Source organism: Micromonospora yasonensis (assembly GCF_026013475.1).
Classification (GTDB): Bacteria; Actinomycetota; Actinomycetes; order Mycobacteriales; family Micromonosporaceae; genus Micromonospora; species Micromonospora yasonensis.
Genome location: NZ_JAPDPH010000045.1, coordinates 1 through 25,783 on the forward strand (window position 1 = coordinate 1; position 25,783 = coordinate 25,783).

General features: G+C 72.5%; 25 protein-coding genes. 10 read left to right on the forward strand and 15 right to left on the reverse strand.

What is annotated here, in order from left to right:
* The first annotated feature begins 188 nt into the window (after positions 1-188).
* Positions 189-767, forward strand: a complete 579-nt coding sequence (locus tag ONA70_RS12365) for a PepSY domain-containing protein (protein ID WP_265006531.1) — start codon at positions 189-191, stop codon at positions 765-767.
* A gap of 202 nt (positions 768-969) precedes the next feature.
* Here ONA70_RS12365 and ONA70_RS12370 read toward each other — a convergent pair whose 3' ends face one another.
* Positions 970-1,251, reverse strand: coding sequence for an iron-sulfur cluster biosynthesis family protein (locus ONA70_RS12370; RefSeq protein ID WP_265006532.1), 282 nt, complete (start codon positions 1,249-1,251; stop codon positions 970-972).
* A 314-nt stretch (positions 1,252-1,565) separates the two neighbouring features.
* Here ONA70_RS12370 and dacB point away from each other — a divergent pair, with 314 nt between their 5' ends.
* Positions 1,566-3,149 carry a D-alanyl-D-alanine carboxypeptidase/D-alanyl-D-alanine endopeptidase gene (gene dacB / locus ONA70_RS12375; RefSeq protein ID WP_265006533.1) on the forward strand — a complete coding sequence of 528 codons (1,584 nt, stop codon included), beginning with the start codon at positions 1,566-1,568 and terminating at the stop codon, positions 3,147-3,149.
* Positions 3,150-3,192: 43 nt separating this feature from the next.
* Here dacB and ONA70_RS12380 read toward each other — a convergent pair whose 3' ends face one another.
* The 5 genes from ONA70_RS12380 to ONA70_RS12400 form a co-directional block, all read right to left on the reverse strand.
* Positions 3,193-3,501, reverse strand: a complete 309-nt coding sequence (locus tag ONA70_RS12380; protein ID WP_265006534.1) for a hypothetical protein — start codon at positions 3,499-3,501, stop codon at positions 3,193-3,195.
* Between the two features lie 89 nt (positions 3,502-3,590).
* Entirely contained in the window at positions 3,591-4,562 is a 972-nt protein-coding gene (locus tag ONA70_RS12385; protein ID WP_265006535.1) for a hypothetical protein, read from the reverse strand.
* A gap of 4 nt (positions 4,563-4,566) precedes the next feature.
* A complete protein-coding gene (locus ONA70_RS12390; protein WP_265006536.1) occupies positions 4,567-5,655 on the reverse strand; it encodes a hypothetical protein in 1,089 nt (362 codons plus the stop codon).
* A gap of 124 nt (positions 5,656-5,779) precedes the next feature.
* Positions 5,780-6,232 carry a pyridoxamine 5'-phosphate oxidase family protein gene (locus ONA70_RS12395; RefSeq protein ID WP_265006537.1) on the reverse strand — a complete coding sequence of 151 codons (453 nt, stop codon included), beginning with the start codon at positions 6,230-6,232 and terminating at the stop codon, positions 5,780-5,782.
* 55 nt (positions 6,233-6,287) lie between these two features.
* On the reverse strand, positions 6,288-6,881 hold the full coding sequence (locus tag ONA70_RS12400) for a pentapeptide repeat-containing protein (protein WP_265006538.1): 594 nt from the start codon (positions 6,879-6,881) through the stop codon (positions 6,288-6,290).
* Positions 6,882-6,947: 66 nt separating this feature from the next.
* Here ONA70_RS12400 and ONA70_RS12405 point away from each other — a divergent pair, with 66 nt between their 5' ends.
* Positions 6,948-8,180 carry a serine hydrolase domain-containing protein gene (locus ONA70_RS12405; protein WP_265006539.1) on the forward strand — a complete coding sequence of 411 codons (1,233 nt, stop codon included), beginning with the start codon at positions 6,948-6,950 and terminating at the stop codon, positions 8,178-8,180.
* Between the two features lie 109 nt (positions 8,181-8,289).
* Complete coding sequence (locus ONA70_RS12410; protein WP_265006540.1) at positions 8,290-8,931, forward strand: NAD(P)-dependent oxidoreductase; 642 nt, start codon at positions 8,290-8,292, stop codon at positions 8,929-8,931.
* 4 nt (positions 8,932-8,935) lie between these two features.
* Here ONA70_RS12410 and ONA70_RS12415 read toward each other — a convergent pair whose 3' ends face one another.
* Positions 8,936-9,400, reverse strand: a complete 465-nt coding sequence (locus tag ONA70_RS12415; RefSeq protein WP_265006541.1) for a PPOX class F420-dependent oxidoreductase — start codon at positions 9,398-9,400, stop codon at positions 8,936-8,938.
* Positions 9,401-9,436: 36 nt separating this feature from the next.
* Positions 9,437-10,078, reverse strand: a complete 642-nt coding sequence (locus ONA70_RS12420) for a DUF6642 family protein (RefSeq protein WP_265006542.1) — start codon at positions 10,076-10,078, stop codon at positions 9,437-9,439.
* A 327-nt stretch (positions 10,079-10,405) separates the two neighbouring features.
* Between ONA70_RS12420 and ONA70_RS12425 the strand changes: the two genes are divergently transcribed.
* Entirely contained in the window at positions 10,406-11,182 is a 777-nt protein-coding gene (locus ONA70_RS12425; RefSeq protein ID WP_265006543.1) for a D-Ala-D-Ala carboxypeptidase family metallohydrolase, read from the forward strand.
* 138 nt (positions 11,183-11,320) lie between these two features.
* On the opposite strand, the gene ONA70_RS12430 is transcribed toward ONA70_RS12425, so the two are convergent.
* Complete coding sequence (locus ONA70_RS12430) at positions 11,321-12,745, reverse strand: ATP-binding protein (protein ID WP_265006544.1); 1,425 nt, start codon at positions 12,743-12,745, stop codon at positions 11,321-11,323.
* 244 nt (positions 12,746-12,989) lie between these two features.
* The gene (locus tag ONA70_RS12435) at positions 12,990-15,113 is read right to left on the reverse strand and encodes a hypothetical protein (protein ID WP_406601185.1); all 2,124 of its coding nucleotides are present in this window, start codon (positions 15,111-15,113) and stop codon (positions 12,990-12,992) included.
* Between the two features lie 412 nt (positions 15,114-15,525).
* Here ONA70_RS12435 and ONA70_RS12440 point away from each other — a divergent pair, with 412 nt between their 5' ends.
* Both ONA70_RS12440 and ONA70_RS12445 read left to right on the forward strand, forming a co-directional pair.
* On the forward strand, positions 15,526-15,750 hold the full coding sequence (locus ONA70_RS12440) for a hypothetical protein (RefSeq protein WP_265006546.1): 225 nt from the start codon (positions 15,526-15,528) through the stop codon (positions 15,748-15,750).
* Between the two features lie 8 nt (positions 15,751-15,758).
* Positions 15,759-16,898 carry an oxalate decarboxylase family bicupin gene (locus tag ONA70_RS12445; protein WP_265006547.1) on the forward strand — a complete coding sequence of 380 codons (1,140 nt, stop codon included), beginning with the start codon at positions 15,759-15,761 and terminating at the stop codon, positions 16,896-16,898.
* Here the strand turns inward: ONA70_RS12445 and ONA70_RS12450 are convergent.
* Entirely contained in the window at positions 16,837-18,918 is a 2,082-nt protein-coding gene (locus ONA70_RS12450; protein WP_265006548.1) for a helix-turn-helix domain-containing protein, read from the reverse strand. The genes ONA70_RS12445 and ONA70_RS12450 overlap by 62 nt on opposite strands.
* Positions 18,919-19,056: 138 nt before the next feature.
* Between ONA70_RS12450 and ONA70_RS12455 the strand changes: the two genes are divergently transcribed.
* The 3 genes from ONA70_RS12455 (at position 19,057) to ONA70_RS12465 (ending at position 21,051) form a co-directional block, all read left to right on the forward strand.
* Positions 19,057-20,028 (forward strand): ParA family protein, encoded by a 972-nt coding sequence (locus tag ONA70_RS12455; protein WP_265006549.1) that lies wholly within the window; start codon positions 19,057-19,059, stop codon positions 20,026-20,028.
* A complete protein-coding gene (locus tag ONA70_RS12460) occupies positions 20,025-20,432 on the forward strand; it encodes a hypothetical protein (RefSeq protein ID WP_265006550.1) in 408 nt (135 codons plus the stop codon). The genes ONA70_RS12455 and ONA70_RS12460 overlap by 4 nt, the downstream gene beginning before the upstream one ends.
* 79 nt (positions 20,433-20,511) lie before the next feature.
* A complete protein-coding gene (locus ONA70_RS12465; protein WP_265006551.1) occupies positions 20,512-21,051 on the forward strand; it encodes a DUF1697 domain-containing protein in 540 nt (179 codons plus the stop codon).
* Between the two features lie 29 nt (positions 21,052-21,080).
* Here the strand turns inward: ONA70_RS12465 and ONA70_RS12470 are convergent, their stop codons facing one another.
* Genes ONA70_RS12470 through ONA70_RS12485 form a run of 4 tightly spaced genes read right to left on the reverse strand, consistent with a single transcriptional unit; the run spans position 21,081 to position 25,776 of the window.
* Positions 21,081-22,388, reverse strand: a complete 1,308-nt coding sequence (locus ONA70_RS12470; RefSeq protein WP_265006552.1) for a toxic anion resistance protein — start codon at positions 22,386-22,388, stop codon at positions 21,081-21,083.
* Between the two features lie 11 nt (positions 22,389-22,399).
* Positions 22,400-23,542: a substrate-binding domain-containing protein gene (locus ONA70_RS12475; protein ID WP_265006553.1), complete on the reverse strand. Its 1,143-nt coding sequence runs from the start codon at positions 23,540-23,542 to the stop codon at positions 22,400-22,402.
* Positions 23,543-23,551: 9 nt separating this feature from the next.
* A complete protein-coding gene (locus ONA70_RS12480; RefSeq protein ID WP_265006554.1) occupies positions 23,552-24,151 on the reverse strand; it encodes a hypothetical protein in 600 nt (199 codons plus the stop codon).
* Positions 24,148-25,776, reverse strand: a complete 1,629-nt coding sequence (locus tag ONA70_RS12485; protein ID WP_265006555.1) for a vWA domain-containing protein — start codon at positions 25,774-25,776, stop codon at positions 24,148-24,150. Before ONA70_RS12485 ends, ONA70_RS12480 begins: the two co-directional genes overlap by 4 nt.
* Positions 25,777-25,783 lie beyond the last annotated feature (7 nt).

A 25,783-nucleotide genomic window follows, 5' to 3' on the forward strand; every position in this document is an offset into this window, starting at 1 on the left:
TGGACATCGCCGACCGGGCCGCCCGGGCCGGCGGTGGCGGGTTGGAGCTGGACACCGGCCCGGACGGCGGGGCGGTCGTGGTGCTCCGGCTCGGGCCGCCGCGGTCTTAACCTGGCCTTGGCGCTCGGGTAGCGCGTCGCTATCCGTCGCCGGCCGATCCTCGACACAACCGAGGAAAGGTGGAGATGATGCGACGGACTTCCCTGGTTCTGGCGGCGGTCGGCGCGATCGCCGCGCTGGCGGTCACCGGCGCGACGCTCGGCGCGACCGGGGCCGACCGGTCCGCCCCGGACACCGCGGCCGTGGCGATGACGGCCGGCGACGACAACCCGAAGCCGGACGACGACGCGATGTCGGCCGGGGCGACGCCGGGCGGTACCGCGTCCGTGCCCGCCGACGACACGGTGAGCCGCCGGCGGGCCGGCGAGATCGCGCTCGCCCGCACCGGCGGCGGCCGGATCGTCGAGATCGAGGCCGAGGTGGAGCACGGCCGTCCGGTGTGGAGCGTCAAGGTCGTGGTGAACGGCGTCCGGTACGAGGTCGAGGTCGACCGGACCGACGGCACGGTGGTCGGGACGGAGCGGAAGCGGACCGACGATCGCGGCGGCGACCGCACCCGCGCCCGGACCGACGACCGGACCGACGATCACGGCGGCACCCGTACCGGCAGCGACGACCGGTACGACGACCACGGCGGCGACCGCGTCGGCGACGACGACCGGCACCACGACGACCACGGCGGCGACCGGTCGGGCAGCGACGACTGAACAGGAATGCCGTGGGGCCCGGGCGGCGCGCGGCCGGCCGGCACCGGGGGCCCGGCCCCGTTGACGCCGCCCGGGCCCCGACGTGCTCGGCGCAGGAGCCGCGCGGCGGGTCATGGCATGCTGGCCCGGACGCGACCCGGGGCCGCGCCGGCCGGTCGCCGCGCGGCGGCGAGCACCGCCGCGCCGGGTGAACCCCCAGCCGTCACTCCTTCTCGGTGAAGCCGAACTGGACGATCCCCTCGTCGTCGACCGTCGCGTCGACGGAGCTGTCGTTGAGCAACTGCGCGGCGTCGGCGTCGAGGAAAATCCGGGCCCCCTGGTTGTCGACCACCTGGTCGCCCTGCGTGGGCTGCTCCACCAGCTCGATGGAGAGCGAGCCGGCGTCGGTGTCGGCGGCGATCCGCAGGCCACCGGCCTCGGCGACGTCCTGCTGGGAGGCGAGGTCACGGATCACCAGCACGGCGTTGTCGGTCATGGTCAGCATGGGGAACTCCTCATGGCTGGTTCGGATTCGGAGCGGGTCCGCGCGGCCCTCATGGCCCGGTATGCCCCGAAACGGCGAATCGGTCGTCGCCGGACAGAACTGCGCAGCTCGAATGCGCCTCTCCGCCTACGGTCCCCCCTGGCCGGCCATCCGTCAAATAGAGCCAGGTCAGTGGCCGGCCTGGCCGCGTACCCGCACCACGCACGGGTGACCAGCGGTTTCCCGCGCCCGGAACCGGGTAACCGGAAGGGTTTCGGAAATTTCTTTCGCCGTGGAGTCTTCACCGGAGGAAAGCTCCATGACAGCATCGACGCATGCATCGTCGTCTCTTCCCTCGGGCGCTCGCCGTGCTGGCGCTGGTCGCCACCGCGGCCACCGCCGGCGCGCCCACCGCCACGGCCGACGCGCCCACTCCGGCGCAGCTTCGACTGAACGCGACCATCGACGCGATCCTGGCCGACTCCCGGCTGGACGGGGCGCAGGCGGGGGTGGTCGTGGTGGACACCACCACGGGCCGGACCCTCTACGACCGGAACGGGGAGCGGCGGCTGGTGCCGGCCTCCAACACCAAGCTGCTCACCTCGACGGCGGCGATGGAACTGCTCGGCCCCGGCCACCGCTTCACCACCGACGTGGCCAGTGACGGCGTACGCCGGGCCGGGCTGCTCTCCGGCAACCTCTACCTGCGGGGCGGGGGCGACCCGACCATGCTGGCGGCGGACTACGACCGGCTGGCCGCGCAGGTGGCCGCCGAGGGCGTCCGGGTGGTGGCGGGCAACCTGGTCGCCGACGACACCCGCTACGACCGGACCCGGCTGGGCCCGGACTGGACGTGGGACGACGAGTCCTACTACTACGCGGCCCAGGTGTCGGCGCTGACCGTAGCCCCGGACACCGACTACGACGCCGGCACGGTGATCGTGCACGCCGCCCCGGCGGGCGAGGCCGGCGCGCGGCCGGTGGTCACCATGACCCCGCCCAACGGCTGGCTGCGGATCGAGAACCGGGCCGAGACGGTCGCCAGCGGCGAGACGAGCATCTCCTTCGAACGCGAGCACGGCGGCAACACCATCGTGGTGACCGGGCAGATCGCCGTCGGCCAGGCCCCGGAGAGCGACTGGATGACGGTCTGGGAGCCGACCGGGTACGCCGCCGACATCTTCCGCTCGGCGCTGCAGCGCCACGGGGTGCGGGTCCTCGGCCGGACCGTACTCGGCCAGCCGACCCCGAGCGACGCGGCGGCCCTCACCCGACACGACTCGATGCCGCTGTCCGAGCTGATGGTGCCGTTCCTCAAGCTCTCCAACAACGGTCACGCGGAGGTGCTCACCAAGGAACTGGGCCGCGTGCTCTCCGGCTCGGGCACGTGGGACGCCGGGCTGGCCGCGATCAGCGAGTACATCGGGGACTCCGGCATCAACACCGGCACGCTGCGCCAGCGCGACGGCTCCGGACTGTCCCGGCGCAACCTGATCCCGCCGGCCCAGTTCGTCTCGCTGCTGTCCACCGTGCGTGCCGAACCCTGGTTCGACACCTGGTACGCGGCCCTGCCGGTGGCCGGCAACGCCGAGCGCTTCGTCGGCGGTACGCTGCGCAGCCGGATGCGGGGCACCCCCGCGGCGAACAACGTGCACGCCAAGACCGGCAGCCTGACCGGTGTGTCCGGCCTCTCCGGCTACGCCACCGACGCCGACGGGCACCTGCTGGCCTTCTCCGTCGTGCTCAACAACTACCTGACCTCGTCGGTGAAGGGGCTGGAGGACCAGATCGCGATCGCCCTGGCGTCGTACACGGAGAAGGGGGTGACCACCGCGCGGCTGGCGGTGCCGACGGTGCCGGAGGCGCCCCGGGTGCCCGAGGGCGTGGAGTGCTCCTGGGTGAAGCCCATCGTGTGCTGAGCGGGGTGCCCCTGCCCGGGTACCGGGCAGGGGCACCCCGGGCTCAGGCGCCCGGGCGATACGGGTGCGGGACGGCGCTCGGGTCACCCTGTTCGACCAGGGCGTCGATCTCGGCCGGCGGCAGTCCGTGCAGCGCGAGCATCCGGCGACCCCAGCGGTGCAGCCGGCACGGGTGCGGGCTGGCGTCGTTGCGGCAGATCACTCCCCCGGACCAGCGCCGTGGCGCGTGCACCACCACCGCCCGCACCGCGAACTGGGCGTCCTCACCGGTCACGTACGGCGGCAGCGGGATCTCCCGCAGCACCTCGCCGGACGGGTCGACGGGACGGACGACGGGAGCACCGCTGCTCATCGGTCAGCCCTCCACAGAGGATGGTCGGACGGAATATCGGGAACGTACGACGCCCCGCGCCGCCCGCGACGGACAAACTGTCCCCCGCGTCACCGGCCGCAGCGCAGGCACGGTCGGCGGGTCCGCCGGTGGTGACTCAGCGCGGCGGCCACCAGCCCCCATCCCCACATCCAGTAGCCGGACTCGGCCACCCAGAAGAAGGCGAGCGGATAGCGCCCGTCCCCCGGGTCGAAGGTGGCGGTGGCCGTCTCGACGGTGAGCTGGGCAAGGCCGATGCCGAAGTAGCCGACCAGCCCGACCCCGAAGACGGCCGCCGGCACCAACAGCAGCTTCCGGGGCACGAGCCGGCCGGCGAGCAGCGGCACCCACCCCGGCCAGACCGTCCCCCACGGGTACACCAGCGACAGCGGCAGCAGCACCCCGGCGAGCAGGAAACCCACCTCGAAGAGCGCCAGCGAGAAGCCCTGGGTCAGCGGCACGGCCTCGAAGCCCACCGCCACCTGGGCGGCCAGCCGGACCAGGCAGCCGGCCACGGCACTCCACGCCGCCACCCGGGCCCAGCGCGGCACCGGGCCACCCGACCGCCGGGTCCGGCCGCAACCGCCGCATTCGCCCCGGAAGCGGCGCACGTGGGCCAGTGCCGCCGAGTGCAGCAGCAGCGCGCCGGTGGCCGCGCCGAGCCGACTGAGGAAGCCGGCCGCCGTGAACGCCGCGCCGAGGCGGAAGATCAGGAAACCGACCACGTCGAGCAGCAGCAGCGCGCAGGCGAGCAGCTGCGCGGCGCCGACCGCCCAGGCCGCCCCGGGCAGGACCGGCCGCCAGGTGCGCGCCCGGGCCAGCCCGACGCCGATCACCCCCGCGGCGGCGCAGAGCGCCACCGACCACCAGCCGGTGACCACCACCAGGTCGGTGCCGAGCGGCCCGAACGACGGTGCCCCGGCCAGCAGCCAGCCGGCCCGCAGGGCGCCGTAGCCGACCGCCCAGGCCACGACGGTGTACGCGGGCCAGGCGACACGGCGCGGGGCCGGGCGGGAAACGGCCGGCGGCAGGGTCTGGGTCATAGCGTCAGCCTGCCGCCGCCGGATGCGCGGTCACTCCCGACCGGGAGTGGACCCGCCTCCCCCGCGCGGGGGACCGGCTCGCCGACGCGCTCGCGCATCCGCCCGGCGGTACGGCGCCGGTCATAGTCCGGGCCGACGCCTCAGCGCAGGGCCACCGCCTGGCGACGTCAACCACCGTGACGGCCTCCATGGTCACGCCGTCGTTCCCGCCACCCACGACGGCCAGCGCCCGCCAGGTGATGGCGAAGGCGGAGACGCTGGCCGCGTGCTCCAGCCGCACCCCGCCCGGGTCGGTGATCTCTCCGGTGCCGACCTGTTTGCGCTGCACGCTGCCGCTGCCGAGGCCGCCCCAGTGGACCCAGTCCCGGACCCCGAGCGCGGTCAGGTCCACCAGCGCCGGAACCGGCTGCTGATCGACGCTGAGCAGCGGCCCGCCCGGCAAGGCCGGATTGCCGGTGACCGGCACGACCGTCGGCGACGGCGCCGGAGCCGGCGGGGCGGCGGCAGCCGTCGGCAGCGCCGCCGGCGGGGCCGGGCCACCGGGGCGCGCACCCCGATCGGCGTACGCCAGCGCCACCACCAGCGCGGCCAGCGCCGCTGCGGCCACCACCACCCGGCGGCGACGCCGGCGGGCCCGGGCCGCCCCGACCCGGGTGACCGGCCCGTCGGGGGCGGCACCGACGGCGACCCGCAGCTTGGCGGCAGCCGGACCGACCAACCCGGCGAGCCGCTGGGCCATGCTCTCCGGGGCGGAGTGCCGCGCCGGGCCGGTGTCGACGGGCGACGCGGGCACCTGCTGCGGCCCGCCGGCGTCGGCACCCGGGTCGGCTCCTCCACCGGGCGTCGCCTCGTCCGTCGAGGCGGTCAGGTCGTCCGGTGGCGCGGCCACGGGCGACTGCGCAGGGAACGGGTGGTCGGCCGCCGGGCCGGCCGGCTCGGGGTCGACCGGCGTCGGCGGGACCGGGGCCTGCGGGTTGGCGGGCAGCCGACGCGGCACGGCGGGCGGTCCTGGCTCCCGGCCCGGCTCGCCCGGCACGGCGGGCAGCCATCCCCCGACCCGGATACCGGTCTGCGTGAGTTCCTCCTCAGCCACCGACCCTCCCTCGGCCACCGGCACCGCCGGTCGCCCCCGTGGGCCGCCGCAGGGAGGATGACACATCTCTCGATCACCGAGAAGCCGTCGCCACGAGGCATCTTTTCGACAGTGGGACGTGTCCTCAACGCCGCTCGCGCCGCTCCAGCCCCCGGTCGGGATGCCAGCTCTCGATCACGAGGTGGTCCGGGGGGTCGCCGACCCGGGTGAGCACCACCTCGGTCAACTCGATCCGGAACCGGTGCGAACCGTCCTCTCCCGGCGGCTCCTCGTGCGCCCGTCCGGCGATCTTCGCGTCCCCGCCCCAGGACGCCGGGTCGTCCTCCGGCGCGTCCTCGGTCGGGCAGTGCAGCGCCACCCGGGGATCTCGGCGCAGGTCGAGAGCCTTGCGCGCGCCGGCCATGCTGCCCAACCGGAGCTGGCCGTCGTCGCCGAAGTCGAACTCGGTACCACTGATGCGTGGGGAGCCGTCCCGCCGCAGGGTCGCCATCGTGCCGTGCTTGCGGACCGCGAAGCGGGCGCGCACGCGCGCGGCGAAGTCGGGTTCGGACGCCACCAGATCGGACCACCAAGCCATGGTCGTCAGCCTGGCAGGAAAACCTGACAGCGTACGGCGTCTTTCCCGCCGAGGGTCAGCGGATCTCGAAGCCCAGCGCCTGGGCCAGCACCACCGCCTGCTCCGCATCAACGATCGCGCCGGCCCGCTCGACCGCGGTCGGGTCCAGCGCGGTCAGATCGCTGCCGCGCAGGTCGGCCCGGACCAGCTTGGCGGCATGCAGCTGGGCGCCGGAGAGATCCACGCCGGTGACGGTGGCGCCGGTCAGGTCCGCGCCGGTCAGGTCGACCTCGCGCATCCGGGCGTCGGTGATCCGCACCCCGCGCAGGTCGGCGCCGGGCAGGGCGACGAACGACCAGTCGCCGCCGTCGATCCGCAGCGGGCGCAGGTCGCACTGGTCGAAGCTGCTGCCCACCAGCTTGCAGCCGGTGAACTCGGCCTCGAAGAGGTTGCACCGCTTGAACGTGCAGCGGGTGAACGCGGAGTCGGTGTGCCGGGAGGCGTTGAGGGCGACGTTGCCGAAGACGCACTCGGTGAAGCTCGCCCCCCGGCTCAGCGCCTCGGTGAGGTCGACGTGGAAGAACTCGCAGCGGACGAAGTGCCGGTCGACCAGTTCCTCGGCGTACCAGTCCTGGTGGCGGTAGGTGGCGTCCTCGACGGTCTCCAGCATGCCGCCGAGATTAGTGGGGTTCCCCGACACTTCCCGGTACGTGTACCGGGCGGTAGCGTCGGCGCCGTGAGCCTCGCAGTGAGCACCGACCCCGCAGACATCGGTTTCGACCCCGCCCGCCTGGCCCGGATCGACCAGCACTTCGCCAGGTACGTCGACGACGGCCGGCTCGCCGGCTGGCAGATCGTGGTGACCCGCCGGGGCGAGGTCGCCCACTCCTCGACCTACGGGCTGCGGGACCGGGAGGCCGGCACGCCGGTCGAGGCGGACACCCTGTGGCGCATCTACTCGATGACCAAGCCGATCACCTCGGTCGCCGCGATGATGCTCTGGGAGGAGGGCCGGCTCGAGCTGAACGACCCGATCAGCCGCTGGCTGCCGGAGTTCGCCGACGTCCGGGTCTACGACAAGGGCTCGGTGCTCAAGCCGTACACGGTGCCGGCGGTCGAGCCGATCCGGGTCTGGCACCTGCTCACCCACACCGCGGGCCTGACGTACGGCTTCGCCCAGACCACGGTGGTCGACGGCCTGTACCGGAAGGCGGGCTTCGACCTGGGCGTGCCGCCGGGCGCGGACCTGGCCGCGGCCTCGGCCGGGCTGGCGCAGCTGCCGCTGCTCTTCCAGCCGGGCACGAGTTGGAACTACGGCGTCTCCACCGACGTGCTGGGCCGGCTGGTCGAGGTGGTCTCCGGGCAGAGCCTGGACGTCTTCTTCACCGAGCGGATCCTGCGTCCGCTCGGCATGACCGACACCCGGTGGTGGGTCGACGAGCCGGACGCCAAGCGGCTGGCCGCCCTCTACACCCCGCACCCGGCCACCGGTGCGGCGGTCCGCGCCGACGGCGTCGGCCGGGCCGCGCTGGCCGAGCCGAGCTGGTTCTCCGGCGGCGGCGGGCTGGTCTCCACGGCGGCCGACTACCACCGGTTCACCCAGTTCCTGCTGCGCGGCGGCGAGCTGGACGGGGTACGCCTGCTGGGGCCCCGGACGGTGCGTTTCATGACCCGCAACCACCTGCCGGGCAACCGGGACCTGGCCTCGTTCTCCCCGGAGGGGTTCGCCGAGACGATCCTCGACGGCATCGGCTTCGGGCTGGGCTTCGCCGTGCTGCTGGACCCGGTGCCGTCCCGGGTGCCGAGCAGCGTGGGCGAGTACTACTGGGGCGGCCTGGCCAGCACCGCGTTCTGGGTGGATCCGGCGGAGGAGGTCACCGCCCTGCTGTTCACCCAGCTGATGCCGTCGAGCACGCACCCGCTGCGCCCGCAGCTGCGCCAGCTGGTCTATTCCGCACTGGTCGACTGACCAGGACGCGGGCGTGCCGTCGGCCGGCGGCGCGCCGGTAGTCGATGTGGGCAACCGGCACCGGCCCGTTTTCCGCCCGGGCACCGGCCCGAATCCCTAGCCTGGGGGCATGGCCAACATCGTCGTGTTCGGTGCGGGCGGCACCGCGGGGTCGCGGATCTCGGCCGAGGCGGTCGAGCGGGGGCACCGGGTCACCGCGGCGGTACGCCGCCCGGAGGCGACCAGCTACCTGCCGGCCGGGGTGCGTACGGTCACCGGCGACGCCACCTCCGCGCGCAGCGTCCGGGAGCTGGCCGAGGACGCCGACGTGTTCGTGGTGGCGATCGGCGGCGGCGAGCGGGAGCTGTGGCGCGACGCCGCCCGCACGCTGGTGAACACGTTGCGGGAGCTGCCCGACCCGCCCCGGGTGATCCATGTCGGTGGTGGGGCGACCCTGCTGACCCCGAAGGGCACTCCGTACCTGGACGAGCCGGACTTCCCCGAGGAGTACCGGGACTCGGCCGAGGGCCAGGCCGACGCGTTGGCGGTCTACCGTTCCTCGGCCGACGGGGTGACCTGGACGTACGTCTCCCCGCCGCCGCTGGAGTTCCACCCGGGTGAGCGCACCGGCCACTACCGGACCGGCACCGACCAGCCGGTGACCGACGCGCAGGGCCGGTCGGTGCTCACCTACGAGGACCTGGCGGTGGCGATCGTCGACGAGGTCGAGAACCCGCGCTTCCGCAACGCACGCTTCACCGCGGCGTACTGATCGATCAGTCGGCCAGCCGGGCGGGGAAGCCGCCGGTGGCGATCGGGCCCCAGCTCTCGACGGTGATCCGGATCAGGGACTTGCCCTGCTTCACCATGGCCGCGCGGTACTCGTCCCAGTCCGGGTGTTCGCCCGAGATGCTGCGGAAGTACTCCACCAGCGGTTCGAGCGCCTCGGGCAGGTCGAGCACCTCGGCGGTGCCGTCCACCTGCACCCAGGGCCCGTTCCAGTCGTCGGAGAGCACGCAGGCGGAGACCCGGGGGTCGCGCCGGATGTTGGCCACCTTGGCCCGCTCCGGGTAGGTGGAGATCACCAGCCGGCCCTCGGCATCGACTCCGCAGGAGACCGGCGAGGACTGCGGCCGGCCGTCGGAGCGGGTGGTGATCAGCAGGACCTTGTGCCGCGGGCGGAGGAACTCGATCAGGGCGTCCCGGTCGACCCGGGTGTTGGTCGCGATGGTGCGTGCCATGTCTCGGTTCTACCAGGCCGCCCGACCAGCGGTCGGTCAGCGGGGGCGGTTGGCGTCGCGGCGCGGGGTGACCTGTGCCGGCACCCGGGGTCGCGAGGTCGGCCGCCAGGCCCGGCCGTTCGCGTAGATCACCCGGAAGCCCAGGTACGACGCCAGGGGCGCCCAGTGCGCCGAGCCCATCCGCAGCTCGGCGGCGTTGTGCCGCTGGCCGTTGGCCAGCACGTCCAGCAGGACGGTCTCGAACGCCGCCGACTCGACCCAGTCGACCTCGCGGGTGAAGCCGCAGATCAGCGCCGCGCCGGTCACGTCGAGGAAGTCCCGCAGCGCGGCGTCGGAGGCACGCAGCACCGAGCAGCTGCCGAAGTAGAGCCGGCGCCCCTCGCAGCGGCCGGCCATCCGTTCGGCGACGTCCGCCAGTTCCACCGAGTCCCAGTCGGTGAGGCAGAGTCGGCTCGGTTCGCCGTGCATGGCGAAGAAGCCGACCCGGTGGTCCGCGTACTGCTTGAGCAGCCAGCGGTCGAGAAAGTAGAAGAGTTCGTCGCGGGTGGCGGCGTCCTTGTGGATGAAGCGGATCTTGCCCAGCCGTTCGAGCAGTTCGAGGGTGGGCAGGACGGAACCGCGCTCGTTGAGGTCCCGGTGCCACTGACCCTCGACGCAGAAGATGCCCCCACGCGCCAACGCCCACCTCCCCCGCACGGGAGCCGTACGCGGCCCCGGCGGAGACGTTACCGGGCCACCCGGGCCGAGCGACATCACCATCGGTGTCGTCGAAACGCCATTTCCGTCACGACTGTCCTTTCTCGCGAAGGAACGTCCGCCTGTGTCGGCCTGGGCGTTTCGCAGATTTGCCCCATCCACAGCCGGTGCCCAGGAACAAGCAATTATGAGGACAACTCCGGTTATCAGCCACGAATATCCCTCATCACTGTCAAGGTGGACGAGACAGGGACGCCTCGGTCGATCCCTTGCTCACACCTCATTCGATCTCTTATCGGGAGGACTTTCGTGCGCGTCAACACCCTCAAGCGGGCTGCCATCGCGTTCGCGCTGGCACTGCCCGGGGCCGCGATCGCCACGGTGGTCGCCGCGCCGGCGGCGCACGCCGACGGCTGTTACACCTGGAAGCGGACCCTGTCCCAGGGGCGCTCCGGCGACGACGTCCGGCAGTTGCAGATCCGGGTGGCCGGCTGGGCCGCCTACCGGGACATCGTCCGGGTCGACGGGATCTACGGCCCCGAGACGGCGGCGGCGGTCCGCAGGTTCCAGACCGCGTACGGGCTGCGGGCCGACGGCATCGCCGGACCGCAGACGTTCGCCAAGATCTACGACCTGCAGGACAACGACTGCACGCCGAAGCACTTCAGCTACACCGAACTCGACAACGGTTGCGGCAAGGGTGGCTGGAGCGGGGGGCCACTCTCGGCGAGCGCCACCCGGGAGACGGCCGTACGCACCATGTGGAAGCTGGAAGCGCTGCGGCGCAGCCTCGGCGACCAGCCCCTCTACGTGAACAGCGGCTTCCGCAGCATCGCCTGCAACAAGCAGGTCGGCGGCGCGTCGGACAGCCAGCACCTCTACGGCAACGCGGCCGACGTGCACTCCGGCACCTCGTCGCTGTGCCAGCTGGCCCGCACGGCCCGCTACCACGGCTTCAGCGGCATCTACGGGCCCGGCTACCCCGACCACAACGACCACGTCCACGTCGACTCGCGCCGGGAGAACAACAACGACCGGAGCAGCAACACGACCAGCTGGTCCGCGCCCAACTGCGGAATCGGCTGAGCGACGGCGGACGACGGCGGCCCGACGCGGGGGTGGGGTCCCCGCGCCGCTCACCAACTCGCACGGCAGGTCTCCCGCAAGCGGTGCGGGAGACCTGCCGCACCTCGCCCACTGGTACGGCCTTAGGCCGGCAGGAGTTCAGTCCCGCCAGGCGGTCAGCAGGTCCTCCGGGGTGAGCACGGTGACTCCGTCGACCGAGCGTCCGCTGCGGGAGACCGCGACAAGCGGGGTCGCCTCGTCCGCTCCGGGCAACTGGGCGCGGTGTCGCAGGAGTCGCCCGAGGTCGTGGGCATCGAACGGGCCGTTCTCCAGCCACTTGATCGAGCCGACGAAGGTGACGAGCTTCGCCACCGGTGCCCGATCAGCGCCGACGAGGTCGATCTCGGGGTCGTTGGTCCGGGTCCAGTACCCGCCCACCACTGCCGTCTCGGGCGGCAGGCGACCGGGGGGCAACCGCCGCAGTGCCTCGCGGACCACCGGTTCGATCGCTCGTCCTCGCCAGGACGTCCACGAGGAGGTGATCCGGGCAAGGGTCAGGTCGCCCCGCCCCCGCTCGATCTCCGGCAGGTACGGGCCGAGAAACGACAACCAGAAACGCAGGTACGGATCGGAAACCAGGTACCGGGTCTCGCGGGACGGTTGCATCGACAGCGGGAGGGCGACGTCGACGATCCGCTTCTCGGCGAGCAGCCGCAGTGCTCGGGTGAGCGAAGCCTGCGCCATGCCACCCGTGGCCCGGGCGATCGACGAGAAGGTACGCTCCCCGGACCCGATCGCGCGGAGCACGACGCCCGCCTGGGACTGGGGCGGAAATTCGGCGGCGAGCGCGCGTTCGCCGCTGACGAGCAGCGCGGAAGTGGGGTCGGTGACCGCCTCGGCGAGGTAGTCGCGCAGAGTGCCGCCCAGCGACCACTCGTCGAGGATCAACGGCAGGCCGCCGGAGACGAGATACGCGTCGAAGGCCTCCGCCGGAGACAGGTCGAGCATCTCCCGGACGTCGTTCGGGCTCAGTGGCGGCACGACCATCTCGGTGGCCCGCTGATGGAACGGCCGACCGTAGTCGTTCAGCGCCTCCATCATCGCCAGATCCGAGCCGATGCAGATCAGCAGGACCGGGCGACGGGACAGTTCGCGGTCGAAGACCTTCTGCAGCGTGCCCTCGAAGCCGGGATCGGTGGCGATCAGGTACGGCATCTCGTCCAGCACGACGACACTCGGCCGGTCGGTGGGAAGGGCCGCGGCGAGCAGCGTGAGTGCGGCATCCCAGGTGCCCGGTGACTGCGCCGCGAACAGACCGGCGCCGGGCAGCGTCGAGCCGGCCGCCGCCGAGACGAAGAGGGCCAGGTCAGCCGCGACCGTGGGCTGCGCCGAGGCGGTGAAGAACAGATGCGGCACGGCGGCGCGCTCCACGAACTCCTCCACCAGGCGGGACTTGCCGACCCGGCGGCGCCCGCGCATCAACAGCGCCCGTCCCGGCCGTCCGGCTCGCCCGCCCTTGGCGACGCGACCCAGCATCCCGTCCAGCAGGGCCAGTTCTCTCACCCGCCCGACGAAACCGTCCATGCACTCACCCCTGATACAACCAAAATTGAAACTATCAGAGATGAGCGTATTCGGAGCCCGGCGGCCTACAAGAAGCCCTGACCCCGGGTACGGCTACCGGCGGCGGCGAGGAGCAGGCCGGCGACGTACCGCGGGTTCACGCGCATGGGCAGGAACGGTAGCGGCTGCCCACGTCGCGGGCGACCTGGTCGGGACGGCGCCGGGCCCGCGCCGACGTGCGGCGCGGGCCCGAAGGGGTGACGGTCTACTTGACGGTGCCGGTGTTGTTCACCCGGAAGGTGTAGTCCGCGTCCAGGTAGGTGAGGTCACCGGTCGGCAGGTTGGAGATCAGGACGGCGAAGTCGTCCTGGTTGCCGTTGGCGCACTTGGTCTGGAGGCCGCTGGCGGTGAACTGGTCGCCGGTGGTCCGGTAGACCCAGTTGCCCACGCCGTCGGTGGTCTCACCCGGCGAGGTGACGCCCGGGGTGAGGTCGCAGTGGCTGACCACCTGGACCGTCCAGTTGTTGTTCTGCACGCCGCTGGTGGCGAACCAGTTGCCCGCCGCCGAGGTGAGGTTCGCGTCGGCGCCGTTGACCTTCACGTCGTCGACGAACCAGCCGGTGTCCATGTACGCGGCGTCGGTGGAGTACCGGAACCGCACGTCCGTCGTGCCGGCCGGCAGGTCGGCGGTGAGGTGCAGGTACTTCGGGTCGTCGACGAAGTACCGGCCGCCGGAGGTGCCGGTCAGGCCGTTGCCCTCCTCGTTGTTGCCGTGCGGGTCGTCGTTGGTGGTGACCACCTGGCCGGCGTCGTCGCGCACCGGCACCGTCACCCAGTTGCCGTTGACCAGGGCCTCGACGAAGCCGTAATCCCAGCCCTCCTCGATGAAGTACCAGCTCCAGAAGTCCAGCGAGGTGACCGCGCCGGAGGTGCCGACGTCGAGGATGTTGTCGTCCTGGCTCTCGTAGCCGGCGTACCAGTGGGTCGTGCCGGTGTGCGGCGCGATCACCGTCTCGTCGTCGCCGTCGAAGGCCAGCGCCACCGTCGGGCCGGGGTTGCGGAACCGCTCGACCGACATGCCGAACGGCACGGCGGTGGTGTCGGGGCGGTTCTTCAGCCGCGCCCACTTGGCCTCCGGCGTGGCGCCCCGGTAGCTGCCCCGGCCGCCCCAGAAGACGTCGTCGGCGATGTCGATGGTCCAGGAGGTGTCGGCGGGGTCGCCGAAGTCGAACGCCTTGATGTCGTAGATCGGCGACTTCTCGTCGTCCAGGTAGACCGCCACCGACCAGTCCCGGAACAGGTCGGCCGCGCTGCGCAGGTGCGCGCCGGTCGCCGCGTTGAACGAGTCGATGGCGTTCTGCACCCCGGCCATGCCGTCCGCCTGCTCCTCGAAGATCTTCTTGATGAGCAGGTCACCGGCCTTGCCGTCGTACTGCTTGTCCGGGGTGTAGGTGCCGTCGCCGTTGCCGCCGGCCTGCTCCCAGAGGTACTGGAAGTAGGTGAAGGAGGCGCCGTAGTTGGCCAGGGTGCTGCCCCACCGGGTCAGCGAGGTCTCCTCGTAGAAGACCTGCTGGTTGCTCAGGTGCGAGCCGCCGGCGTCCAGCCCGTTGAGGAAGATGGCGAAGTCGGCCAGGCCCTCGTCGACCCAGGACAGCTCGCCCGGGTCGCTGTAGTTGTGCAGCAGGTGCTGCAGCTCGTGGGCGACCGTGCCCTCGTACAGCTCCGGGCGGTCGTTGGCCGGGTTGTTGTCGCGCCACGGCGAGTCGTTCGGGCCGACCCGGTTGGCCCAGTCCAGGGCGTCGACCACGATGACGTTCATGCCGTTGGTCTGGATGAAGTCCGGCGCGAAGTAGCCGGCCGTGTACGACGTCTGCGCGCAGTCGTAGTACGCGTCGTCCTGGATGTTGTAGAGCAGCATGACCAGGGAGTCGCTGGCCGACTCGTCCGGGTCGGCCGCGTCCATCGGGCCGAAGTGCTCCTCGTCCACGGCGACGATCTGGTTGGCGAGCTTGTCCCCGACGTAGTTGATCTGCGCCTGGGTGAGGGTGAACTGCGCCGCCTTGGCCGTGGCGCAGGGGGTGAACCCGTCGCCCGGATTGTGGTCGAACTGCGGGTCGAGGCTGGCCACGCCGGCCGGCGCGGTGCCGTCGAGCGGGGTGCCCTTGGGGACGTAGATGTAGACCGGGGTGCCGTCCGGCGTGGTGTTGGCGTACACCCGGGTGAAGTCCTGGTTGTAGGTGCCGCCCGCCGCGCTGTCGTTGATCGGCAACGTGATGGTCGGCTCGCCGGGAAGGTTCTCGTGGTCGTTGGCCTGGGCCGGGGCCGAGACCGTGAAGGCGAGCGCCGTCGCGCCCGCCACCGCGGCCGCGATCCGGCTCGGTCGTCTCATTCGCACGCGGATTCCTCCTGCCGGTGTGGCGGTGATCAGCTCCGGCCACCGCCTTCGAACAACGCGTCGTCCAGGCGGGCTGCCATGCAGCAACTGACCCGGGGAATGTTGGCTTCAGGCAACCACTTCGGACGGTGGGTTGCGAAGCGGCGGCAAGGTCACAACTAGGGCCCGAACGGGCGTCACCTGCCGCCGTACGGACGATTGCCACCGACCTTGCGGGCGGGGGCGGGGGCGGAAAACAGACCCCGCGATCGCGTGATGTGCGGCCGGCCGACACCGCCGGACGATCAGCGGCATGACCACGATCCAGCGACAACGGCCCAGCAGGCGCGGCGACCGGCAAGAGCCTGTCGCAGCTCAGCCGCGAACGGTTCCCCCGCCGGGCGAACCGGCTCCCGTGGGTGCGGGCGTGCCGCTGGCCGCCCTGCGGCTCAAGCTCGGCGTGCTGCTCCTGCTCACCGCCGCCGGGCTGAGTGCCGCCGTCTCGCCGTGGGCGGTGGCCGCCGTCGGGCTCACCTGCCTCGGCATCCCCGTCGCGGTGGCCCTCCGGTACGGACCGGCCGCCGCCCGCGACCTGCTCTGGCTGCCGCCGTGCCTACCCGTCCCGTACGAACCGGACGATCGAAGGAGTTGACCAACCGCATGGCACAGGACACCGCACCACAACCGGTACGCGCAGGTGGCGGCGGGCCGGACACCGGTCCCCGCAACGTGATGCTCGACCGGCAGAACCCGAACCTGCTCGTCCCACCGCCGACGGACCACGGCAGCGTACCCAACCTGCGCTTCGCCTTCTCCAACGCGCACACCCGGATCGAGGAGGGCGGCTGGACCCGTGAGGTCACCCAACGGGAACTGCCGGTCGCCACCGAACTGGCCGGCGTCGACATGGCGCTCAATCCCGGGGCGTACCGCGAGTTGCACTGGCACAAGCAGGCCGAGTGGGCGTACGTGATCAGCGGCAGCTGTCGGATCGGCGCGGTCGACCACGAGGGCCGCAACTTCCTGGAGGACGTGCAGCAGGGCGACCTGTGGTTCTTCCCGAAGGGCGTGCCGCACCACATCCAGGCGCTCGCCGACGGGGTGGAGTTCCTCCTGGTCTTCGACGACGGGGCGTTCTCGGAGAACGACACCTTCCTGATGAGCGACTTCTTCGCGCACGTGCCGAAGAGTGTGGTGGCCAAGAATTTCGGCTGGTCGGTCGACCAGTTGGGCAGCCTGCCGGAGCGGGAGAAGTACATCTTCCAGGGCGAGGTGCCGCCACCGCTGACGGAGGACCGGGTGGTGAGCCCGACCGGCGACGTGCCGCGCACCTTCAAGCACCGGCTGCGGGCCCAGGCGCCGCAGCGTTTTCCCGGCGGCTCGGTCCGGATCGCGGACACCAGCAACTTCGCGGCGTCGACCGATATCTGCGCCGCCCTCGTGGAGATCGACCCGGGTGGCCTCCGCGAGCTGCACTGGCACCCCACGGACGACGAGTGGCAGTACTACCTCTCCGGGCAGGGCCGGATGGGGGTGTTCGCCGCCTCCGGGGTGGCCCGGACGTTCGACTTCCGGGCCGGCGACGTGGGGTACGTGCCGTTCGCCTACGGGCACTACATCGAGAACCTGGGCGACGAGCCGCTGGTGTTCCTGGAGATGTTCCGCAAACCCCGCTTCGCGGACATCTCGCTGGCGCAGTGGATGGCCAACACGCCAGCCCAGGTCATCGCGGACACCATCAACCTGCCCCGCGAGATGATCGAGGCGCTGCCGAAGGAGAAGCGTCCGGTGGTCCGCTGAGCCGCGCGGGGACGGTGGGGCCGGGTTCCGTCCCGGTGGGCCGGGGCCGGCCGTCCCACAGCCGCGCCAGTTGCAGGCGGCTGCGGATGCCGAGCTTGGCGTAGATGGCACGCAGGTGGGTGTCGACGGTGTGGAACGACAGGTACAACCGGCCGGCCACCTGCTGTTTGGTGGCCCCGGCCGCCAGCAGCTCGGCGATCCCCGCCTCCCGGGCGGTCAGCGCGTCCAGGCCGCAGCCGAGCGGCCTCGGGGCCGGGCGGCGGCGGGTCCGGTCCAGCCGGTGTGCCCACCGCTCGGCGCGCTCCTGGTCGCCCACCGCACCCATGCGTCCGTACAGGGCCGCTGCCTCCTGCCCGGCGGTGCGGGCCTCCGCCACCCGGACCCGGGGAGAGCGGGAGAGATCGAGCAGGGCGTCTGCCAGCGCCGGCCGGGCGCCGGTGGCCCGCAACGCCCGCACGGCTGCCCGCAGCGCTGCGGGGTCGCGGCGGACCAGGGCGTCCGCGTGACCGGCGGCGCCACGCCACAGCGGGACCGGGGTGCGCTCCGCCACCCGCGCGAGTTGCCCGGCGACCGCGTTCGCCCGCCGAACGTCCCCGAGCAGGAGCAGTGCCTGGACCAGGCGGGGACCGTGCTGGGCGACCAGCAGCACCGGCCGTGCCGAGCGGGTCACGTCCGCGGCGGCCGAGCGGATGAGCGCGCGGTGGCGCAGCGGGTCGGGGTCGGCGGCCGCCACCAGGCGCAGCGGCGCGTACGGCACGCTGTCCGGCCAGGGAGGGTCCCGGTACGTGCCCTCGATGAGCGCCCGGGCGGCCTCCGGGCGGCCGAGGCGGTACGCGACCTCGGCGCGGACCGCGAGCAGGGCGGACCGGACCTCGCCGGTGACCGGGCCGGCCGGTCGGTCCAGCGCGAGCCGGGCCTGCGCGTCGGCCTCCTGGAGCTCCCCGACGCCGAGCATCCGGAGGCAGGACAGCGCCGCCAGCACCGGCCCGGCCGCCGCGGGGAGATCGTCGTACGCCGCCTCCAGCGCGGTCGCGGCGTCCTCGTACGCGCCGAGCGCGAGCTGGACGGCGATCCGCTCGGCGCGCACCGCCGCGGCCTCCCCGCGTACCGCCGGCCGGCTCGGATCGACGGCGAGGAGATCCCGGGCGGTGTGGACGGCCCCGAGGGACATCGCCCGGGTGGCCCGGGCGACGGCGAGCCGTGCGCCGGCCAGGGGTGACGGGTGCCGGGCCTGCGCCCGACCCGCCTCGCGGAGCAGACCGTCGGCGTCCGGATGGCCGACCAGGCAGGCGATCGACGCCTCGACGGCGAGCAGCCAGCCGCGCTGATCCGGTCCCACCGGGTGCCCGGTGCGGGCCCGGCGGAGCTGGTCGAGGGCGACGGACGGGCGGTACGCCGCGTGTACGGCCCCGAGCCGGCCGAGCAGCAGGGCCCGCTCCGCGCCGCCGGCCCGGTCGGCGGCCAGCTCGGCGGAGAGCAGGTGCAGGGCCTCGGTGGAGCGTCCGGCGAGGACGAGCAGGTCGGCGGCCGCGAGCAGCCACCGGGACCGGTTCCCGGCATCGGCGCGGGCCAGTGCGGCGCACAGCAGGTCCGCTCCGGTCGACGGGTCGACCGGACCGGCGGTGGCGAGTTGGTCGACCAGCTCGGGGTCGGCTTCACCGGTCGCCCGTACGGCTTGCAGCAGGTGCGCGGCGGCGCGACCCGGGTCGGTGTCGGCGCACAACCGGGCAGCCTGCCGGTGCAGGTCACCGAGGAGGGACCGGGGCAGCCCGCGCAGCAACCGGTCGCGCAGCGCCGTCCCGACGGTCAGCCCGCTGCCGTCGTCGGTGACCAGGCCACGGGCGGTGAGGGTGGCCACCACGTCGGCGACCTCCGGGCCGGGCAGTCCGGTCATCCGCTCGACGTACCCGAGCCGGCACGGACCCGGCGCGACCGCGAGGGCCCTGGCCACCGACCGCTCGGCGGCGGTCGACGGTGGATCGTCGCGGTGCGGGTCGGGCGTATCCGGGGGTACAGGCACGGCCCGAATCAACCACGTACGGCCGGGCCGGGCGGGGCGTTCTGGTGAAACCCCCTCGTGATGGTGATACCGGGATGGTCCGGGGAGGTGCTGTGCGCTTCGGCCCCGCCCGCTACCGTTCCGGTCGGGGAGGTGCCGGTGTACGTCGTATCAGTGATCAACTACAAGGGCGGGGTGGGCAAGACCACCATGACCGCCAACCTCGGGGCCGAGCTGGCCAACCGGGGCATGAAGGTGCTGCTGATCGACCTCGATCCGCAGGCCAGCCTGACGTTCAGCTTCTACGAGCCGGACGACTGGCGGGACCGGTTGCGCGACGACCGCACGGTGAAGCGCTGGTACGACGGCCTGCGCGGGGACAACCAGACGGTGGCCCTCGGCGAGTTGGTGGTCACCCCCGGCCCGGCGAACGCGCAGCTCAAGGGGGCGGGCCGGCTGGACCTGATCGCGTCGCACCTCCAGCTCGTCGACATCGACCTGGCGCTGGCGCGGGGGGTGGCCGACGGCGACGAGTACGACGCCGAGCTGTTCCGGGTGCGCGGGTCGCTGGACCAGGGGCTGCACGACCCGGCGCTGGACCCGTACGACCTGGTGCTCATCGACTGTCCGCCGAACTTCAACGTGGTGACCCAGTCGGCGATCATCGCCAGCGACCACCTGCTCATCCCGGCGCGGGCCGACTACCTGTCCACCCTGGGCATCGACTACCTGCACGCGAACGTCCGGGAGTTGGTCGACCGGTACAACGCGGACTCCCGCCGGTTCGCGAAGATCCGCCGCCACCACAAGGTGGCCCCCGGCATCGCGGGCGTGGTGTTCACGATGATCCAGCTGATGGCGCAGCGGCCGATCGCCGCCCACCAGGGCTACATGGACCAGGTACGGGCGCTGGGCGTACCGGTGTTCCCGACCGCACTGCGGGAGAGCGTGACCCTGTTCGCCACCAACACCCCCCGGGGGGTGCCGGTGGTGCTGCGTGACCGGGTAACCGCGCCGCCGGTCCGCGAGGAACTGCGGCAGATCACCACCGAGTTCCTGGCCTCGCTCCAGCCGGAGTCGGCGCCGAAGTCCCCCGCACCCGTCACCGCCGCGGCCGGGGCGGACGCATGACCGACCCGACGCGCGCCGCGCTGTCCCGGGTGGCCGAGTTCCTGGCCGGACTCTCCGACGCCGACGTGGCCGCCCTGGCCAAGGGACGCGCCCGGCTGGCCGTCCTGCCGGCCGCCGGCGCCGCGCCACCGGACACCGAGGTGGACGGCGGTCCCGCGCCGGGCCGGACCGCCGCGCCCGACGGAGCCGACGTCGAGCGGGCGCACGCCGCGCTGGCCGCCATGGCGCGGCGCGACGAGGGTACGGCGTACCTGGCGTCCTGGACGTCCCGCGAGCTGCGGGCCCTCGCCGCCCGGGTGGGGCTGCGCGGGGTGACCGGGCTGCGGAAGACCGAGCTGGTCGACCGGATCGTCGACCGCACCATCGGCTTCCGGCTCGACTCCGCCGCCATCCGGCGGCGCTGAGGGTGCGCCGGTGAACGGGCCTGGCCGGGGCGGCGGCCCTAGGCTGGCGGTGAGCGACGCCGAGGCGAGGAGGATCGGGATGGCCCGTTATGCGGCCCTGCTGCGGGGCGTCAACGTCGGCAACACCCGGCTCGCCATGGCCGACCTGCGACGCATCGTCACCGACCTGGGGCACGAGGACGTCAAGACCTACCTGCAGAGCGGCAACGTGGTCTTCACCAGCCCACCGAGCAAGGACGACATCCTGGCCGAGGGCATCGAGCGCCGGCTCGCCGACGAGTTGGGCCTGCGGGTGCCGGTGCTGGTGCGCAGCGACGCGGAACTGGCGGCGGTGGCCGACGCCAGCCCGTACGCGGGCCAGCAGGACGACCCGACCCGGGTGCTGGTGGCCTTCCTGTCGGCCGCGCCGACCGCGGCGAAGGTCAAGGACCTGACCGTGCCGGCCGGCGAGCACATCGAGTACCAGGTGATCGGCCGGGAGGTGCATCTGCACTTCCCGGACGGCGGGTACGGGCGGACGAAGTTCACCAACGCGTACCTGGAGAAGAAATTGGGCGTGGTGGCGACCACCCGGAACTGGAAGTCGGTGCTGGCGCTGCGCGACCTGGCCGCCGGCTGACCCGTGACCCGCCACGTGGATGGGCAGTGTCAGCGTGGGGCGGGGACGACCGCCGGAGCTTGATCCAGCACCGCGGCCGGCAACTGTGGGCCGCCAGGCAGGGCCACTGGGTCCTTGGCGCGGGTGACCAGGTCGACCACGGTCCGGCTGAGCCGCTCGGAGGACTCCGACATGGACTGGTTGGCGGTGACGATCGCGCCGACCACCTCGGCCCGCTTCTGCTGGCCGTAGCGGACCGCCTCCTCGATGCCCCGGGCCTGCGCGTCGATGGACTCGGCCACCTCGAGGATGGTCTCCGGCCGGACGGTCGGGGTCTGGATGACGCGGGCGATCTGCGGCACCGCAGTCTTCGACGCTGCCGCGTACGCGGACAGCACGTCGTTGGCGCCGTCGGCGACTGCCTGCTGCATGTCGGCGGCCTGGTTGGCCTGCAAGAGCAGCGCCCACTGGGCGATGGTGAGCTTCATCGTGGGAATGGTGAGGTTCATCAGCAGGGCGAGCCGCTGACCGAGGCCGTAGTTGAGGGTGCGGATGTTGCGCACCTGCGGGGAGGTGGACCAGGCGACGAAGAGCCGCTGCTGGAACTCGCTGATCCGCACCTCGAGGGCCTGGGCGAACTCGGTGATCAGGGAGAGCCGTTCCCGCTGGTCGCGTTCGTCGGCGACGCCGGGGGTGACGGTGATCGACCGGGCGTCGTCCAGGGCCACGTCGCGGATCAGCTCCATCACGGCGATGGCCCCGACGAGCTGCCCGATGGCGGCCTCGTTGGCCTTGTAGAGCTCGTCGCAGAGCACCACGTTGCGGCGGAGCTGCAGCTGCTTGTCGCTGAGCTGCCCGGCAATCCGGTCGAGCTGCTGCTCAACGGTCTGGGCCTCCTCGAAGAGCATCTCCAGCAGGTCACGGCCCTTGCGGAACAGGCCCCGGATGGCGTCGGAGAACTTGGTGAAGGTCTCCCGCACCTTGGGGTCGCTGGGGTCGTACTTGCGGCGGAAGCTGCGCATGCGATCGTTGATCTCGTGCATGATGCCGGTCAGTTCCGGGATGTCGACCCGGCCGACCTCTCGGAAGATGCGGCTGACCTGCGCGTTGACCTGATCCAGTGCCTGGGTGCCGAAGTTCGCCAGGGCGTCGGTGTTGGCCAGCATGGTCGGGTAGAGCTGGCGGGCGGCCTGCTCGGCCTGGGTACGTTGCGCCGGGGTGAGCAGCGCGGCGCAGGAGAAGGTCTTCGGCTCGGCGGTGGCGAGCGCGGTGCTGATGGCCGCGTCGGCGGCCCCGGCGGGCGGGTCGGCCGGGCCGCCGACGATGCTGCCGAAGTCGATCTGGAGTCCCTCGGACATGGCGGGTCCCTTCACTTGCAGGTGGTGGCGTCCTTCATGCAGCTGAGCAGCGCGAGCGTCACGTCGGCGGCCGGCGCGGGGGCGGCCCGGACCTGGTCGGCGAGGCCGACGCCGGGGAAGTCGGCGATGTCGTTCGCGCCGACCTGCACCGCCGAGCGGAAGCCGTACCGCTTCCAGGCGATGGCCTGAATCTTCGGGTCCTTGAGGGCGTCGACGAACCGACCGGCGGCCTTGTCGAGGGCGAGGACCGGGTGGTCGCTGTAGATGGTGGGGTCCGGATAGAGCACCCGGACGTTCTTGAGCAGGCCGGCGCTGTTGTCGCCGCTCTGCACCACCTGCTGGATGATCTGGTTCTCGTAGCCGGCGTACAGCGGGGCCTTGAACTCGCCGCCCTGGGTGAGCCACTCCCGGAAGCCGGAGTCGGAGCTGCGCGACTGCAGGCCCTGCGCGTCGTGCAGCGCACGCATGGTGGGCAGCGCCCGGCGGGCCTGGGCGAGGCTCGGCGCGGAGAACCCGTCGGCGGTGGCGACGATGTTGAGCTGGAGTTGGGCCAGGGTGAACCCACTGTTGGACTTGGCCGGGTCGGTGCTGGCCACGGTGATCGGTCCGCGCAGGTCGGTGGCGCCGATCGCCTCCCAGGTCCCGTGCTTGACGACGTGGTCGAGCAGGAGGCCCTTCATGTCGACCACGAAGTACCGGTCGCCGCGGCGCTGCACGATGCCCTTGCGGAGCAGCGCGTCGGTGCCGCGCGGGCCGGCGTAGATCACCTCGGGTGACTGGAGCAGGTTCTCCGCCCGGTAGTCGGGGAACGCCCCGGCGTGCTGGGCCTCGAAGACGCTCTGCGCACTGGCGCTGGAGGGCCAGAGGCAGTCCAGCTTGCGGGCCTTGATCTCGTCGGTGCTCAGCTGCACCTGGTCGTACGAGCCCAGCGGCTGGAAGGTGACGTCCAGCCGGTAGTCGTCGCGCAGGATCCGCTGCACCTCGGCGTCGGCCATCAGCTCGGACTTCTCCGAGCCGCCCAGGCAGGTGACGGTGGTGGGCGGCGCGGCCGTGGCCGGGGTGTCGCCGGACCGCTTCCACAGCAGCGCCGCGACGACGCAGACGGCGATCACCGTGACCAGCCCGATCAGAAACCGGGTGCTGGGCAATCTCAACGTGACTCCTTATCGGCCCAGGTCGGGCAGGCTGGGTGGGGCGACGGTGTCGAGGTTGGCGGTGTACTGCGCGATGTCGCCCTGGTTGACCAGCCGGACGCTGTCCAGGGCGAAGTCGGCGAAACGCCGGAAGGCCAGCTCGCCGTTGCGGCGCAGGGCCTCAGGGTCGTGGTAGAGCATCGGCTGGCGCTGGATGTCCAGGTACTGGCGTACCGCGCCCTCGAGGCTGCGCAGGTGGCCACCCATCTGCGCGGCGGTGGAGTAGAGGCTGTCCGGCGAGCGTTCCCGGACGCGGTCGAACAGCTCCGGGACGTACCGGCCGGCGTCGACCAGGGCCTGCCGTGCCGCCGGGTGGTGGACGTCCTTGGCGAGCCGCTCGACGCTGCGCAGCACCCGCAGCGCCTCCTCGACCCGGTCGTGGGCGTCGTCGGCGTAGGTGTCGCGGTCGACCCGGGCGGCGGTGCGGTCGTCGAGCATCAGGTAGAGCCCGAGCGCGGTGGCGGCGGCGAGCAGCGGCGCCCAGAGCAGGCTGCCGGTGAGCGCGAAGACCAGCGCAAAGGCGGCGACTGCGGCGGCCAGGGCGACGGGTGCGGCCAGGCGGTGTCTCACTTGTACCCTGCTGCCTGCCGCAGCGCCGCCACCAGGTCGTCCTGCCGGACGAAGGTGCCGTGGGTGGCGGTGGCGACCTCCTTGAGCTGCCTCGGGTCGGCGTCGCGGCCGAAGGCGATCGCCACCACCGGCACGTTGGCGGCGCGCAGCGCCGCCAGGGCCTGGACGCGCCGCCCGGTCTCGGACTGCCCGTCGGTCATCAGCACCACGAGCCGCTTGCGGTCGTCGGCCTGCGGTGCGGCGAGGTCGTCGGCGGCACGCAGCAGGCAGGCGTACATGTCGGTGCCACCGTCGGGGTGGTAGCCGGTGACCTTGCGGGCCAGGTCGCGCAGCGCGGACGGGTCGTTGCCCTGGACGATCCACGGGCTGCCGCCGGTGATGTCGCCGTTGAAGATGCTGACCGTGGTGCGGTCCTGGGGGTGGGTCTGGAGGAAGTTCAGGGCCGCCTGGTCGGGGTCGAAGATCTGGCCGGCGGCGGCCTGGATGCCGGTCCAGCCGTCGTTGTCACCCATCGAGCCGCTGCCGTCGAGGCAGTAGTGGACGGCGACCGGACGGCGGTAGCGGGTCTGGTAGCGGTCGAGCGCGGCCTGGATGACCGGGGCGGCGGGGAACTGGATGGCCTGCTCGTTGATGGTGGCCTGGATACCCCAGGCCGGGTTGAAGACGGCCGGATCGGGCTTGTCCAGGCTGAGGCCGACCCCGGTGGCGGGGCGGCGGCCGAGCTTGAGCAGGGCGGCCTGCGCGCCGGCGTCCTTGAGCAGGTGGTTCTGGAGTTCGGAGAAGATCCGGTGGGCGTCGTCGTTGCCGGCCTGGGGCAGGAAGCCCAGCGGTGCGTCGCTGACCGCGAGCGCACCCTTCGGGTACGCGACCAGCAGCGGTTCGCGGCCGGCCTTGACCAGCTCGACGTTCTTCTCGATGACCAGGTCCTCGTAGGTGAACATGGCCCGGCACTGGTCGGGTTGGGCGAGGCAGTCGGTCATCAGGGTGCCGGTGGAGGGCGGCGTCTGGTCCATCGCCTTGACGAACCGGGAGACGCCCTGCTCAACAGCGGGTGAGTCAAGCTGCTGCTGGGTGAGCGGGGTGCCGGGGCCGTTGCCGGCGAAGTAGTTGAGGAAGCCGAAGAGCACGGTGGCGCCGGAGTTGGACTGGGTGGGGTTGGTGATCCACACCTTGGTCCGGCCGGACTCCACAGCGCGCAGGATGTCCGCGATCGGCACGTCGGAGCGGCCGCCGAAGCCGAGCTTGTCCATCTCGGAGCGCCAGGCGGCGAAGACCACCGGGGTGAGGAACATCGGCTGGACATCCCGCAGGGCGCTGGCCCGGTCACCGAGTTGCAGGAAGACACTGGAGGCGAACCAGTAGGCGTCGTAGTCGTGACTGCCGGAGGCGAGCAGCCGGGCCTGGTCGACGGAGCCCTTGAAGGTGACCTCGCACCGGTAGTGCCGGTCGGCACACCACGGCTTGACGATCGTGTCAACGACGCTCTGCTGCTCGCTGCCGGCGACCAGCCGCAGCGAGCCGCTGGTGGGTCCACCGCCGCGCCGCGTCTCCGGGTCGCCCGTCGTGCAGCCGGTGACCAGCACCAGCAATGCCGCGGCGAGCGCCACGATTCTCTTGGCCCGCACCTGCACC

Bases quoted from the DNA above. Each gene is read 5' to 3' on its own strand.
- ONA70_RS12365 (WP_265006531.1), top strand. From the start codon at position 189: ATGCGACGGACTTCCCTGGTTCTGGCGGCGGTCGGCGCGATCGCCGCG.
- ONA70_RS12370 (WP_265006532.1), bottom strand. From the start codon at position 1,251: ATGCTGACCATGACCGACAACGCCGTGCTGGTGATCCGTGACCTCGCC.
- dacB (WP_265006533.1), top strand. From the start codon at position 1,566: ATGCATCGTCGTCTCTTCCCTCGGGCGCTCGCCGTGCTGGCGCTGGTC.
- ONA70_RS12380 (WP_265006534.1), bottom strand. From the start codon at position 3,501: ATGAGCAGCGGTGCTCCCGTCGTCCGTCCCGTCGACCCGTCCGGCGAG.
- ONA70_RS12385 (WP_265006535.1), bottom strand. From the start codon at position 4,562: ATGACCCAGACCCTGCCGCCGGCCGTTTCCCGCCCGGCCCCGCGCCGT.
- ONA70_RS12395 (WP_265006537.1), bottom strand. From the start codon at position 6,232: ATGGCTTGGTGGTCCGATCTGGTGGCGTCCGAACCCGACTTCGCCGCG.
- ONA70_RS12400 (WP_265006538.1), bottom strand. From the start codon at position 6,881: ATGCTGGAGACCGTCGAGGACGCCACCTACCGCCACCAGGACTGGTAC.
- ONA70_RS12410 (WP_265006540.1), top strand. From the start codon at position 8,290: ATGGCCAACATCGTCGTGTTCGGTGCGGGCGGCACCGCGGGGTCGCGG.
- ONA70_RS12415 (WP_265006541.1), bottom strand. From the start codon at position 9,400: ATGGCACGCACCATCGCGACCAACACCCGGGTCGACCGGGACGCCCTG.
- ONA70_RS12430 (WP_265006544.1), bottom strand. From the start codon at position 12,745: ATGGACGGTTTCGTCGGGCGGGTGAGAGAACTGGCCCTGCTGGACGGG.
- ONA70_RS12435 (WP_406601185.1), bottom strand. From the start codon at position 15,113: ATGAGACGACCGAGCCGGATCGCGGCCGCGGTGGCGGGCGCGACGGCG.
- ONA70_RS12445 (WP_265006547.1), top strand. From the start codon at position 15,759: ATGGCACAGGACACCGCACCACAACCGGTACGCGCAGGTGGCGGCGGG.
- ONA70_RS12460 (WP_265006550.1), top strand. From the start codon at position 20,025: ATGACCGACCCGACGCGCGCCGCGCTGTCCCGGGTGGCCGAGTTCCTG.
- ONA70_RS12465 (WP_265006551.1), top strand. From the start codon at position 20,512: ATGGCCCGTTATGCGGCCCTGCTGCGGGGCGTCAACGTCGGCAACACC.
- ONA70_RS12470 (WP_265006552.1), bottom strand. From the start codon at position 22,388: ATGTCCGAGGGACTCCAGATCGACTTCGGCAGCATCGTCGGCGGCCCG.